Consider the following 11828-nt stretch of genomic DNA (forward strand, 5'->3'; position numbering starts at 1 on the left):
TTTGATCATGGGTTTGATGGATTCTTTGCTGGGTGCTGCCGCGCAGGCGATGGCTGGTGGCCAGGGCGCTTCGGGGCAGGCGGGCGGCGTGGATTGGATCAGCCTGGCCTCAAGCCTGCTGGCCAACGGCTCGCAGCATGGGGGCTTGGCCGGTCTTTTGCAGCATTTGCAGGGTTCGGGTCTGGCCGAGCAGGTGAAAAGCTGGATCTCGACCGGCGCCAATCTGCCGGTGTCGGGCGATCAGCTCAGCTCTGCCCTGGGCTCCGATGTCATTGGCAAGCTGGCGGCGCAGGCCGGTGTGTCTCAAGGTGAGGTGGGAGCGCAGCTGGCTCAATGGCTGCCGCAAATCATCGACCATCTGACCCCCAACGGTCAGCTGCCACAGGCCGGTGCGGGCAATCTGGGTGATTTGGCCGGCATGCTGGGCGGTTTGCTCAAGCAAGTTTGAGGCGCTTTGGGGGCTCAAGGCCTTGTGTGGGGAGGCTGTTGCTGTCCCCGGATTCCGTGACGGGATGACCCTTGCTGGCGAGTTGCAGCAAGCCCGTTCTTGAAAGCCCTGGGGCGCGAGTCCGCAGGGCTTTTCTATTGGCTTTTCATAGGGGAAGCGCTGGTACTAGGCCCGCTTTTGTCGGACTCCTGGGCTGCTTGGCTGACGGGCATTTGGCGGCCGCCGCGTGGCGCGCGGCCCGGCATTCGCGGGGTTGCCGTCGCTTGCCAAGCGCCGAAGATGGGCGCCATAGCCTTCACGCATTTGGAGTGATCCATGAATTCCCAAAGCCCTGATGCCCAGCCCAAAGTGCAGTACGCCAGCGTCGTCGAGGGCTTGCATGCCTTGCGCGACAAACTGATGGAGATGTCGCTGCTTTTGCGTGACTACCAGTTCGAGATCGACGCCGCGGCCTGCAAGGCGGCGGTGGCGGAAAGCGATCAGCTCTTTGACCGAGTCAAGGCGCGCGGGCGGGACAATTAGCGCCTGCTCGGCCTAGGAGTCTGCGCGGCAGAAGAATCGTCGGCTACGAAGCGACCGCAGCGGTCCACTTTTGGCTTTGCCTCACTTCGTGTTCACCGGCTTTTTGCCCCATAGCCCCGCTATGGGGCTGCAAATCCGGCAAAAACTGGCCTCGCTGGGGCCACTTCTCGCTATCGACGCCTTCTGCCGCGCAGACTCCTAGCGCCGGCCGCGGGCCTGCCAGTCCTCGGTGATGAAGCGCAGCACGCTGTCCTCGTGGTGGTGGCCGATGACTTGATGGGCCTCGCGTTTGACCGCGGGAATGGCGTTCTCCACCGCAATGCCCCGGTGAGCGGCGCGCAGCATCTTGATATCGTTGACGTGGTCGCCGAAGACAACCACTTCCTTGTCCTCCAGCCCATAGCGTTGGGCCAGGGTCTTGATGCCCTGGTCCTTGGTGGCACGGCGGTCATGCACCGTCAGCCAAGGCCAGCCGGGTTTGTAGAGGTCTTCGGCCAGATGGGTTTCTACCTGCTCGCCGCACATCGCGTCGATCGCTGCTTGTAGCTCGGCCAAGGGGCCTTCCCGGTCCACCACCACCAGGGTCACCGCCGGGTCGCTCAGCACATCTTGCATGCGTGGACTGTGGCGCAGGCGCGGGTCTGAGTTGCGCAGGCGCTCGTCCACAAAACTCTGCTGCGCTTCGTTGTGCACCGATTGGTAAAAAAGCTGATCGCCTTGCGCGCCATGGGTGGAAACGAATGGCATCAGGCCGTGTTGGCGGATCAGGGCGAAGACGGCCTGGGCCAGGTCGGGCTCAATCGCATGGACGATCTCGTGCCGGGCGCTGGCCATATCGCTGATATAGGCGCCATTGGAGCCGATGACGGGCAGGCGCAGGGGCAGGTCGCCCAGAATCTGACGGATGGATGTCACATGACGGGCGCTGGCCACGGTGAACAGCAGACCCTCGTCCAGCAACCGGGTCAGGCCCAGGCGGGTGCTGTCCGCGAGGCGGCCTTGGGCGTCCAGCAAGGTGCCGTCGAGATCGGAGACGTAAAGCGTCATAGGCCTTGAGTGAATTGAAACTGGAATAGAAAAGGGCGGCTCGAAGCCGCCCTTGGCATTGTGCCCCGTGAGGCACGGGGCCAGGTGCTGGCTTAAGGCTTCAAAGGACTTCCGAGGCGAAGTCTGCCAAGCGCGAGCGCTCGCCGCGCGCCAGGGTGATGTGGCCGCTATGGGCCCAGCCCTTGAAACGGTCCACCGCATAAGTCAGGCCCGAGCTGCCTTCGGTCAGATAGGGCGTGTCGATCTGGGCCAGATTGCCCAGGCAGACGATCTTGGTGCCGGGGCCGGCGCGGGTGATCAAGGTCTTCATCTGCTTGGGCGTCAGGTTTTGCGCCTCGTCGATGATGACGTATTTGTTCAAGAAGGTGCGGCCGCGCATGAAGTTCAGGCTCTTGATCTTGATCTTGCTGCGCACCAGGTCGTTGGTGGCGGCACGGCCCCATTCACCGGCGGCATTGTCGCCACGCGCCAGCACCTCCAGGTTGTCGTCCAGCGCACCCATCCAGGGGCCCATCTTCTCTTCCTCGGTGCCGGGCAGGAAGCCGATGTCCTCGCCCACCGGCACGGTGACCCGGGTGACGATGATCTCGGAGTAGCGGCGTTCATCCAGCACCTGGCTGAGGCCCGCAGCCAAGGTCATCAAGGTCTTGCCGGTGCCGGCCGTGCCGGTCAGGGTGACGAAGTCGCAATCCGGGTCCAGCAGCAGATTGAGGGCAAAGTTCTGCTCGCGGTTGCGGGCGGTGACGCCCCAGACCGCATGCTTCTGATTGCCGTAGTCCTTCAGGGTGCGCAGCACGGCGGTTTTGCCGGTGATCTCCATCACCTTGGCGTAAAGCGGTGCGGCGCCGGGGGCTTCCAGATAAAGCAGCTCATTCACCAGCAGCGAGGGCACCAAGGGGCCGCTGATGCGGTAGAAGGTCAGGCCGCCTTGCTGCCAGCTTTCCATGGTCTTGCCATGGCGCTCCCAGAAGTCGGCGGGCAGGGCTTGCACGCCGGTGTAGAGCAGGTCGGAGTCTTCCAGGGTCTTGTCATTGCGGTAGTCTTCCGCCGCCAGACCCAGGGCGCGCGCCTTGATGCGCATATTGATGTCTTTGGACACCAGCACCACTTCGCGCTCGGGTTGCTGTAGCTTCAGGGCCTGGACCACGCCCAGAATCTGGTTGTCCGCCTTGCCCTGGGGCAAGCCGGCGGGCAGCGGGGTGTCGATCAGCTGGGTCTGGAAGAAGAGCTTTCCACCCGCCTCGCGGTGACCGGTGTGGTCCAGTGGCATGCCTTTGGCCATCTCGGCGATGCTGCTGCCTTGCAGACCGCCGGCCAAAGCGTCCAGCTCGCGACTGACCTGGCGCACATTGCGTGCGACCTCGGTCATGCCCTTTTTATGCCCGTCCAGCTCTTCCAGCGTGATCATGGGCAGGTAGATGTCGTGCTCCTCGAAGCGGAACAAGCTCATCGGATCGTGCATCAGCACATTGGTGTCCAGCACAAAGAGCTTGGGCTTGTCACCGGCGTGCGCATTCTTCTTGCGGGCCTTGGGCTTTTGCGCCGTGGCCGAAACCTCGGCTGGCTTGCGGGACACGAGTGCGGGCGCTGGCGCCGGAGCAAAAGTGGTTTGCACGGCGGGGCTGCTGTCTACGGCGGCACGCGCTGCGGCGCTGGCCTTGGTCGGGGTGGCCGAGGCGCTTGTTTTGCTGGAGATCGTCTTGCTGGCCACCTTGGCCAGCGGGGTCTGGCGCTGGGTGCCGGGCTTGCTGACCGCCGGCGTGGTTTCAAAAGCGGAGGTCTCGAGGCGGGCAGCGCGTTTGGTCGGAGCTTTGGGCAGAGGCATGGTGGGCTGTGGTTCGGGTCAGCGGAGGCCAACCTGGAGGTCTACAGAAGGAAACCCGCGTGCAAAAAGACAAAAGCCGCACAGGCAGCTGTACGGCTTTTTGGTTTCTTTGGCTTCGCGGCGCTCGGGCATGGACCCATTATGCACAAAGCGCCGAGAGGCCCAACCGACTCGCCTGGGCGAGTCATTCAAGCAACAGAGGCCGGCTTGAGTGCATAAAAAAGCCGATCACGGCCATGAACCGGATCGGCTTTTGCTAAGTTCCGAGTTTGGATCGGACTTGCCGACCCTGGGCCGTGATTAAGCGGCTTCTTTCTTGGACAGGGATTTGACGGCCTTCAGGACTTCGTCCACATGGCCGGCGACCTTGATGCCGCGCCATTCGGCACGCAGCACGCCCGAGGCGTCGATCAGGAAGGTGGAGCGTTCGATGCCCTTGACCTTCTTGCCGTACATGATCTTGTTCTTGACCACGCCAAACATATGGCAGAGCTTTTCTTCCGTGTCGGCAATCAGCTCGAAGGGCAGTTCCAGCGTTTGCTTGAACTTTTCGTGCGAGACCATATTGTCACGGGAGACTCCCAACACAACCGCACCGGCTTTGACGAAGTCCTTGTGGCGATCACGAAACTGCATCGCCTCCGTGGTACATCCTGGCGTGTTGTCCTTTGGGTAGAAGTACAACACCACGGCTTGACCTGAATAGGTATGTGGTGTGAACTTCACGCCTCCGGTGGCGAGGGCTTCAATTTCCGGGAGAGGTTTGTTGAGCGCTGGCGTCATGTGGCGTTATGGGTATGATGCGCCCGGGTAGGCATAGCCGTAGATTATACGTTGAACTGCAGAGCCCTCCGAATTCGCCGCTTAGCGCACGGTCTTGGCGTGAACTGGCGCCAACACACAGCCCTTTTAGGTGATTGACTTTGGCCCGGGACGGGCTCTCACTTCAAACTGCGGCGTCCGATTCGATCAAAAGTGCGGCCAAGACGGTGCGACCCTCGCTGGCCAGTACGTTGTATGTGCGACAGGCGGCCGCTAAATCCATGGTTTCAACGCCGATGCGCGCCTGAATCAGGCTTTGATACAGCGCCGGCTTGGCAAAACGGATGCGGCTGCCGCTGCCAAAGATGACCAACTCCGGCTTGCAGGCCAAGACTTGTTCGAAGTGGGCCTCGGTCAAATCCTCGAAGCGGGTCAGCGCCCAAGCTTGCGCCTCGCCGCGCCAGGGCACCAGCAGGCTGGCGCTGTGCTGAACCCCGTTGACCCAGACATTGCGCCCGTCGTGGCGGGAGATGCTATTGCCGCCTTGCGGCTCATCGAGTTGAAATTTCATGGCTGAAGCGCGCCTGTGGGCGTTCTCTTCTAGAGGCTGTGGGAGGGCTGAGGGCAGGGCTCAAGCCGATAGGGGCGGCTCAGCCGGGGTCTGGGCCCGCGCTGGGGCCTGCTACCCTGTGATTAAATTGTATGTTTTGCAGCGCAGCATTGCCGCGTCCCGGTCTTTCTTGCCCCCCAACGTCTGCCTGAAAACCGCCTCTTCAGCCCCCGCCCAGGAGTCCATGCTTTGAAACCGATAGCCAAGTCCGCCAAGCTTGCCAATGTCAGCTACGACATTCGTGGACCCGTTCTGGACAAGGCCAGGCAGATGGAGGAAGAGGGTCAGAAGATCATCAAGCTCAATATCGGCAATGTCGCCGCCTTTGGCCTGGAGCCGCCCGACGAGATCGTGCAGGACATGATCCGCAATCTGCCCGCGGCCGCCGGCTACACCGACTCCAAGGGCTTGTTTGCCCCGCGCAAGGCGGTGGTGCATTACTGCCAGGAGAAGCAGATTCGCGGAGTCACGATTGATGACGTCTATTTAGGTAACGGCGCCTCCGAGCTGATCCAGATGAGCATGCAAGCTTTGCTCAACGACGGCGACGAAATGCTGATTCCCTCGCCCGATTTCCCGCTCTACACCGCGGTGGTGGGCCTGAGCGGCGGCCGGCCGGTGCATTACGCCTGCGATGAGCAAGCGGGCTGGACGCCGGATATCGAGGACATTCGTTCCAAGATCACCCCGCGCACCCGCGGCATCATCGTTTGCAACCCCAACAACCCGACTGGCGCTCTGTACCCGACCCAGGTCTTGTTGGACATCATCGAGTTGGCCCGTCAGCATCAGCTGATCGTGTTTGCCGACGAGATCTACGACAAGACCTTGTACGACGGCAATATTCACGTCTCCATGGCCAGCCTGGCCGATGATGTTTTGTTCGTCACCTTCAACGGCCTGTCCAAAAACTACCGCTCCTGCGGCTACCGCGCCGGCTGGATGGTGGTCTCGGGCGAGAAACGCCACGCCAAAGACTATATCGACGGCCTCAATATGCTGGCCAGCCTGCGCCTGTGCTCCAACACGCCGGGGCAATTGGCCATCCAGACCGCCTTGGGCGGCTATCAAAGCATCAAGGACCTGGTGGCCCCCACGGGCCGCCTGTGCCGCCAGCGCGACCTGGCCTATGACTTGCTGAACCAGATTCCGGGTGTCAGCGTCGTCAAACCTAAGGCCGCGCTCTATATGTTCCCGCGCCTGGACCCCAAGATCTATCCGATCGAGGACGACCAGCAATTTGCTTACGAGTTGCTGGCCGAGGAAAAGGTGTTGATCGTCCAAGGGACGGGCTTCAACTGGACAGCCCCCGATCACTTCCGACTGGTGTTCTTGCCCAATGTGGACGATTTGCGTGAAGCGATCGGCCGCATCGAACGCTTTCTGGCGCATTACCGCAAGCGCCACGGCACTTGAAGACGCCAGCTGCACCGAATCCACCCGAAATAAACGTTAGAGAAGACTTTCCATGAACGCGATCAAAGTTGGCTTGTTGGGCATTGGCACCGTGGGCAGCGGCACCTTCCATGTGCTGCAGCGCAATCAGGCCGAGATCCGGGGCCGCGCCGGCCGTGGCATCGAGGTGAGCATGGTGTGCCGCCGCGATGTGGCGGCGGCCAAGGCCGTGGTTGGTGATACGGCCATCGTCACCGCCGACCCCTACGCCATCATCAACAACCCCGAAATCGATATCGTCGTCGAGACCATTGGTGGTTGCGATCTGGCCCGCGAATTGGTGCTGGCCGCGATTGCCCAGGGCAAGCATGTGGTGACGGCCAACAAGGCCTTGCTGGCCGTGCATGGCACCGAGATTTTTGAAGCTGCACGCGCCAAGGGCGTGATGGTGGCTTTTGAGGCGGCGGTGGCCGGGGGCATCCCCATCATCAAGGCCTTGCGCGAAGGCCTGACGGCCAACCGCATCGAGTGGATCGCCGGCATCATCAACGGCACCACCAATTTCATCTTGTCCGAGATGCGCAGCAAGGGTCTGGACTTTGGCGTCGTGCTCAAGGAAGCCCAACGCCTGGGCTATGCCGAGGCCGACCCCACCTTCGACATCGAAGGCGTGGACGCTGCTCACAAGCTGACCTTGATGAGTGCGATTGCTTTTGGCGTGCCTGTGCAGTTCGACAAAGCCTATGTGGAAGGCATCACCCAGCTGCAAGCGGCTGACATCAAGTACGCCGAACAACTGGGTTATCGCATCAAGCTCCTGGGTCACACGCGTCGACGCGAGAACGGCATCGAGCTGCGGGTGCACCCGACCCTAGTGCCGGCCAATCGCTTGATCGCCAATGTGGAAGGCGCCATGAATGCGGTGCTGGTGCAGGGCGATGCCGTGGGCACCACGCTTTACTACGGCAAGGGCGCGGGCGCCGAGCCCACCGCCTCGGCCGTCGTGGCCGATTTGGTGGACATCACCCGCCTGGCTACGGCCGACCCGGACCACCGCGTGCCCCATTTGGCCTTCCAGCCCGATGCCATGAGCAACACCCCCATCCTGCCTATGGAAGAGGTGATCTCGGGCTACTACCTGCGCATGCGCGTGGCGGACGAAGCGGGCGTGCTCTCGCGCATCACCACCATCTTGGCCGAACACAATATTTCGATCGACGGCATGCTGCAGCGCGAGTCGGCCGACGGTGAGAAGCAGACCGACCTCATCATCCTGACCCACGAAACCGTGGAAGGCCGCATGAACAAGGCCCTGGCCCAGATGCAAGGCCTGCCGACGGTGCTGGCGCCCATCGTGCGCATCCGCAAGGAAGACTTGGCATGAAGTATTTGAGCACCCGCGGCGACAAGACCGAACGCCGCTTTTGCGAGATCCTGCTGGAGGGCCTGGCCCCCGATGGCGGCCTCTATTTGCCGGTCAGCTATCCCAAGATCGATGCCGCCACCCTGACGCGCTGGCGCGGTCTGGCCTACGCCGACCTGGCCTTCGAGATTTTGTCGCTGTACATCGACGACATCCCGGCCGAAGACCTGCGCGCCATCACCCGCCGCACCTATACCGCCGAGGTGTTTGGCACGACCGAGATCACCCCGCTCAAGCCCCTGGCGCCCGGCCTGGCCCTGCAAGCCCTGTCCAATGGCCCGACCCTGGCCTTCAAAGACATGGCCATGCAGCTGCTGGGTCAGCTGTTTGAGTACGAGCTGGGGCGGCGCGGCGAGACCCTCAACATCCTGGGTGCCACCTCGGGCGACACCGGCAGCGCGGCCGAATACGCCATGCGCGGCAAGGCTGGGGTGAAGGTCTTCATGCTCAGCCCGCATGGCCGCATGAGCCCCTTCCAGCAGGCGCAGATGTTCAGCCTGCAAGACGCGAACATCCACAACATCGCCATCGAGGGCGTGTTTGACGACTGCCAGGACATCGTCAAGGCAGTCAGCAATGACCTCGAATTCAAGCGCAAGTACCGCATCGGCACGGTCAACTCCATCAACTGGGCGCGCTTGCTGGCCCAGGTGGTTTACTACTTTGCGGGCTACTTCCAGGCCACTCGCTCGAACGAGGAAAAGCTCAGCTTCACCGTGCCCTCGGGCAATTTCGGCAATGTCTGCGCCGGCCATGTGGCCCGCATGATGGGTTTGCCGATTGCGCATCTGGTGGTGGCCACCAACGAGAACGATGTGCTGGACGAGTTCTTCCGCACGGGCGTGTATCGCGTGCGCGGCAGTGCGGAAACGCATGAGACCTCCAGCCCCTCGATGGACATCTCCAAGGCCAGCAATTTCGAACGCTTTGTCTTCGATCTGCTCGGCCGCGACGGCGCGCAGCTCAAGCAGATGTTTGGCGCGGGCCTGGCCGAGAAGGGCCGCTTCGAGCTGAATGCCGAGCAGTTTGCCGCCATTCAAGGCTATGGCTTTGTGTCCGGCTCCAGCAGCCATGCCGACCGCCTGGCCACGATTCGTCAGGCCTACAAGGACTACGGCCTCATCATCGACACCCACACGGCCGACGGCCTGAAGGTGGCCTTGCAAAACCTGCAGCCTGGCATTCCCATGTTGGTGCTGGAGACCGCCTTGCCCGCCAAATTCGCTGCCACCATCGTGGAAGCGATTGGCGTCGAGCCCTCGCGCCCCGCGGGCCTGGAGGCCATCGAGGCCTTGCCCAAGCGCGTGACCGTGATGCCTGTGGATGTGGCCGCCGTGAAGGCTTTTGTGCAAGCCCATGTCTGATCCGCGCCCACCTCTGCAGAGTTTGGATGAGGCCTTGGGCCGGCTGCTGGACGCCGTTCAGCCGCTGGCTCATACCCAGACCTTGCCCACGCAAGAAGCCCTGGGTCGGGTGCTGGCGCAAGAAGTGCGTTCCCTGCTCGATGTGCCGCCGGCTGACAACACCAGCATGGATGGCTATGCCCTGCGTGCCGCTGATGTGAGCACGCTCGGCACGATATTGCCGGTCTCGCAGCGGGTACCAGCCGGTGTCGTGGGGCTGGAGCTGGCGCTAGGCACGGCCGCCCGCATCTTCACCGGCGCGCAAATCCCCCTGGGTGCTGACGCCGTCGTGATGCAAGAGCAATGCGAGGCATTGCCAGCGGCCGAGGGCCTGGGGCAGGTTCGCGTCAATGCATCGGTCACGGCCGGGCAATGGATACGTCGTCGTGGCGAGGATGTGGCGCAGGGCGCCGTCGTCCTGCCCGCCGGCACACGCTTGGACGCTGCGGCCCTGGGGCTGGCGGCGACGGTGGGTGCTGCGCAATTGACCGTTAGGTCTCGCCCTCGTGTGGCCCTGTTCTCCACCGGCGACGAACTGGTGATGCCGGGCGAGCCGCTCAAGCCCGGCGCTATCTACAACTCCAATCGCTTCACCCTGCGGGCCTTGCTGCAAGGCCTGGGCTGCGAGGTCATCGACCTGGGCATAGTCCCCGACCGGCTGGACGCCACCCGCGCCGCCTTGCGCGATGCGGCCGCCCAGGCCGATCTCATCATCACCTCGGGCGGTGTCTCGGTGGGCGAGGAAGATCATCTGCGTCCCGCCGTGCAGGCCGAAGGGCGCTTGGACCTTTGGCAGATCGCCATCAAGCCGGGCAAGCCCCTGGCGTTTGGCGAAGTGCGCCGTCCGGCGTCGGCGGACGAGAAGGCCTGGTTCATTGGCCTGCCGGGCAATCCGGTCTCCAGCCTGGTGACTTTCATGCTGCTGGTGCGACCGGTGATTCTGCGCCTGCAGGGTGCGCGTCAACTAACGCCGCGTGCCTATCAGCTGCGCGCCGATTTCGACTGGCCCCGGGCCGACCGCCGCCGTGAGTTCCTGCGGGTGCGCCTGAACGAGCAGGGCGGTTTGGACTTGTTCGCCAATCAAAGCTCGGGCGTGCTCAGCTCGGCTGTGTGGGCCGATGGCTTGCTGGACAACCCGGCGGGCCAAACCTTCAGCCAGGGCCAGAGCGTGCGTTTCATTCCTTTCAGCGAGTTGCTGTCCTGATGGCTATTCAGATTCAGCTGCGCTACTTCGCCTCGCTGCGCGAGCAACTGGGCGCGGGCGAAAACCTGGTGCTGGAGAGCGCTCGGACCGTGGGCCAGGTGCGCGATCTGCTGTTGCAGCGCTCCGACGCCCATGGCCAAGCGCTGGCCCGCACGCGGGCCTTGCGTTGCGCGCTCAATCAGACCTTGTGCGCTGAAGATGCGCTGATCTCGGCCGATGCCGAGTTGGCCTTCTTTCCGCCGGTGACCGGCGGCTGATCCCCCGCCCGAGAGCACGTGCAAGGCCTGCATCTCACCGCCGATCTGCGCGGCTGCGCGGCGCATAGCCGCGCCTTGCTGCTCGCGCCCGAGGCCTTGCGTGGGCTGTGCTTGGCGGCGGTGGAGCGCGCGGGCTTGAGCCCTGTGGGCGAGTTGTTCCACCGATTTTTCCCGGCGCCTGGCGAGAGCCAGAGCGGCGTCACCGGCGTGGTCTTGCTGGCCGAATCGCATCTGGCGGTCCACACCTGGCCCGAACTGGGCGGTGTGACTCTGGACGTCTACGTTTGCAATCTGGGCCAGGACAATAGCGCCAGGGCCGAGGCCTTGATGGAAGTCTTGATCGCGGCCTTCGCGCCCGAGCAGGCCCTTCGTCAGCGCCTCATGCGCGGTGGCGAGGCGGCGCCTTGAGGCTTGTCTTGGCCTGGGGTTTTTCCAGCGCCGCCAACACCTCTTTGGACGAATCCCCCAGCAGATAGCGCGCCCCCGTGCCGCGCAGGGCCGCCGCATCCGCCGGGTTGTAAAGCGCGCACTTGCTCAAGGACAGGCAGCCGCAGCCTATGCAGGCGCTGAGTTGGTCGCGCAGCCGCGTTAGCTCGGCGATGCGCGCATCCAGCAAGGGTCGCCAGCCGCGCGAGAGGCGCTCCCAGTCCGCCGGGGTGGGCGTGCGCGCATCGGGCAGGGTCTGCAGGGCGCTGCGGATCTGTTCCAGGCTCAAGCCCACGTTCTGCGCCGCCCGCAAAAACGCCACGCGGCGCAGATCGCTGCGCAGATAGTGGCGCCGACCCGATTCACTACGCTTGCTTTGCAAAAGCCCTTGCTCCTCGTAAAAGCGCAGGGCGCTGGCCGCCACGCCGCTGCGGCGGGCCAGCTCACCGATCGGAATCACAACATCAGGTTTTGTCATGGCGAGATCCAGGAATTCTTGTGTGCGG

At 63.3% G+C, this 11828-nt stretch carries 13 protein-coding genes; 8 read left to right on the top strand and 5 right to left on the bottom strand.

All coding sequences use genetic code 11. The features are described from left to right. Nucleotides 1-7 precede the first annotated feature (7 nt). Nucleotides 8-448, top strand: coding sequence for a YidB family protein (locus DBR47_RS01680; protein ID WP_124446250.1), 441 nt, complete (start codon nucleotides 8-10; stop codon nucleotides 446-448). A gap of 315 nt (nucleotides 449-763) precedes the next feature. Next, complete coding sequence (locus DBR47_RS01685; protein ID WP_124446251.1) at nucleotides 764-970, top strand: hypothetical protein; 207 nt, start codon at nucleotides 764-766, stop codon at nucleotides 968-970. 198 nt (nucleotides 971-1168) lie between these two features. On the opposite strand, the gene DBR47_RS01690 is transcribed toward DBR47_RS01685, so the two are convergent. The 4 genes from DBR47_RS01690 to DBR47_RS01705 all read right to left on the bottom strand — a co-directional run bounded on the left by DBR47_RS01690 (nucleotide 1169) and on the right by DBR47_RS01705 (nucleotide 5175). Beyond that, nucleotides 1169-2017, bottom strand: coding sequence for an HAD family hydrolase (locus DBR47_RS01690; RefSeq protein WP_197046809.1), 849 nt, complete (start codon nucleotides 2015-2017; stop codon nucleotides 1169-1171). A gap of 100 nt (nucleotides 2018-2117) precedes the next feature. Then, entirely contained in the window at nucleotides 2118-3842 is a 1725-nt protein-coding gene (locus tag DBR47_RS01695) for a PhoH family protein (protein ID WP_124446253.1), read from the bottom strand. A gap of 300 nt (nucleotides 3843-4142) precedes the next feature. After that, a complete protein-coding gene (locus tag DBR47_RS01700) occupies nucleotides 4143-4625 on the bottom strand; it encodes a peroxiredoxin (protein ID WP_124446254.1) in 483 nt (160 codons plus the stop codon). 163 nt (nucleotides 4626-4788) lie between these two features. Beyond that, nucleotides 4789-5175, bottom strand: a complete 387-nt coding sequence (locus DBR47_RS01705) for an Mth938-like domain-containing protein (RefSeq protein WP_124446255.1) — start codon at nucleotides 5173-5175, stop codon at nucleotides 4789-4791. 228 nt (nucleotides 5176-5403) lie between these two features. Between DBR47_RS01705 and DBR47_RS01710 the strand changes: the two genes are divergently transcribed. From DBR47_RS01710 to speD, 6 genes are read left to right on the top strand one after another with little or no spacing between them, the layout of a single operon-like run. After that, nucleotides 5404-6630 carry a pyridoxal phosphate-dependent aminotransferase gene (locus DBR47_RS01710; RefSeq protein ID WP_124446256.1) on the top strand — a complete coding sequence of 409 codons (1227 nt, stop codon included), beginning with the start codon at nucleotides 5404-5406 and terminating at the stop codon, nucleotides 6628-6630. A gap of 52 nt (nucleotides 6631-6682) precedes the next feature. After that, nucleotides 6683-7993 carry a homoserine dehydrogenase gene (locus DBR47_RS01715; protein ID WP_124446257.1) on the top strand — a complete coding sequence of 437 codons (1311 nt, stop codon included), beginning with the start codon at nucleotides 6683-6685 and terminating at the stop codon, nucleotides 7991-7993. Then, nucleotides 7990-9396, top strand: coding sequence for a threonine synthase (thrC, locus tag DBR47_RS01720; RefSeq protein WP_124446258.1), 1407 nt, complete (start codon nucleotides 7990-7992; stop codon nucleotides 9394-9396). The genes DBR47_RS01715 and thrC overlap by 4 nt, the downstream gene beginning before the upstream one ends. Then, nucleotides 9389-10639, top strand: a complete 1251-nt coding sequence (gene glp, locus DBR47_RS01725; RefSeq protein ID WP_124446259.1) for a gephyrin-like molybdotransferase Glp — start codon at nucleotides 9389-9391, stop codon at nucleotides 10637-10639. Before thrC ends, glp begins: the two co-directional genes overlap by 8 nt. Nucleotides 10640-10644: 5 nt before the next feature. Continuing rightward, a complete protein-coding gene (locus tag DBR47_RS01730) occupies nucleotides 10645-10896 on the top strand; it encodes a MoaD/ThiS family protein (RefSeq protein ID WP_124446961.1) in 252 nt (83 codons plus the stop codon). An 18-nt stretch (nucleotides 10897-10914) separates the two neighbouring features. Continuing rightward, nucleotides 10915-11304 carry an adenosylmethionine decarboxylase gene (gene speD, locus DBR47_RS01735; RefSeq protein WP_124446260.1) on the top strand — a complete coding sequence of 130 codons (390 nt, stop codon included), beginning with the start codon at nucleotides 10915-10917 and terminating at the stop codon, nucleotides 11302-11304. Here the strand turns inward: speD and soxR are convergent. Next, nucleotides 11276-11800, bottom strand: a complete 525-nt coding sequence (gene soxR, locus DBR47_RS01740) for a redox-sensitive transcriptional activator SoxR (RefSeq protein ID WP_124446261.1) — start codon at nucleotides 11798-11800, stop codon at nucleotides 11276-11278. The genes speD and soxR overlap by 29 nt on opposite strands. Nucleotides 11801-11828 lie beyond the last annotated feature (28 nt).

It is taken from the genome of Paucibacter sp. KBW04 (genome assembly GCF_003852425.1).
Lineage (GTDB): Bacteria > Pseudomonadota > Gammaproteobacteria > Burkholderiales > Burkholderiaceae_C > Paucibacter_A.

Excerpts from the sequence above, each read along its gene's own strand:
- DBR47_RS01680 (WP_124446250.1), top strand. The coding sequence starts at position 8 with ATGGGTTTGATGGATTCTTTGCTGGGTGCTGCCGCGCAGGCGATGGCT.
- DBR47_RS01685 (WP_124446251.1), top strand. The coding sequence starts at position 764 with ATGAATTCCCAAAGCCCTGATGCCCAGCCCAAAGTGCAGTACGCCAGC.
- DBR47_RS01690 (WP_197046809.1), bottom strand. The coding sequence starts at position 2,017 with ATGACGCTTTACGTCTCCGATCTCGACGGCACCTTGCTGGACGCCCAA.
- DBR47_RS01695 (WP_124446253.1), bottom strand. The coding sequence starts at position 3,842 with ATGCCTCTGCCCAAAGCTCCGACCAAACGCGCTGCCCGCCTCGAGACC.
- DBR47_RS01700 (WP_124446254.1), bottom strand. The coding sequence starts at position 4,625 with ATGACGCCAGCGCTCAACAAACCTCTCCCGGAAATTGAAGCCCTCGCC.
- DBR47_RS01705 (WP_124446255.1), bottom strand. The coding sequence starts at position 5,175 with ATGAAATTTCAACTCGATGAGCCGCAAGGCGGCAATAGCATCTCCCGC.
- DBR47_RS01715 (WP_124446257.1), top strand. The coding sequence starts at position 6,683 with ATGAACGCGATCAAAGTTGGCTTGTTGGGCATTGGCACCGTGGGCAGC.
- thrC (WP_124446258.1), top strand. The coding sequence starts at position 7,990 with ATGAAGTATTTGAGCACCCGCGGCGACAAGACCGAACGCCGCTTTTGC.
- glp (WP_124446259.1), top strand. The coding sequence starts at position 9,389 with ATGTCTGATCCGCGCCCACCTCTGCAGAGTTTGGATGAGGCCTTGGGC.
- soxR (WP_124446261.1), bottom strand. The coding sequence starts at position 11,800 with ATGACAAAACCTGATGTTGTGATTCCGATCGGTGAGCTGGCCCGCCGC.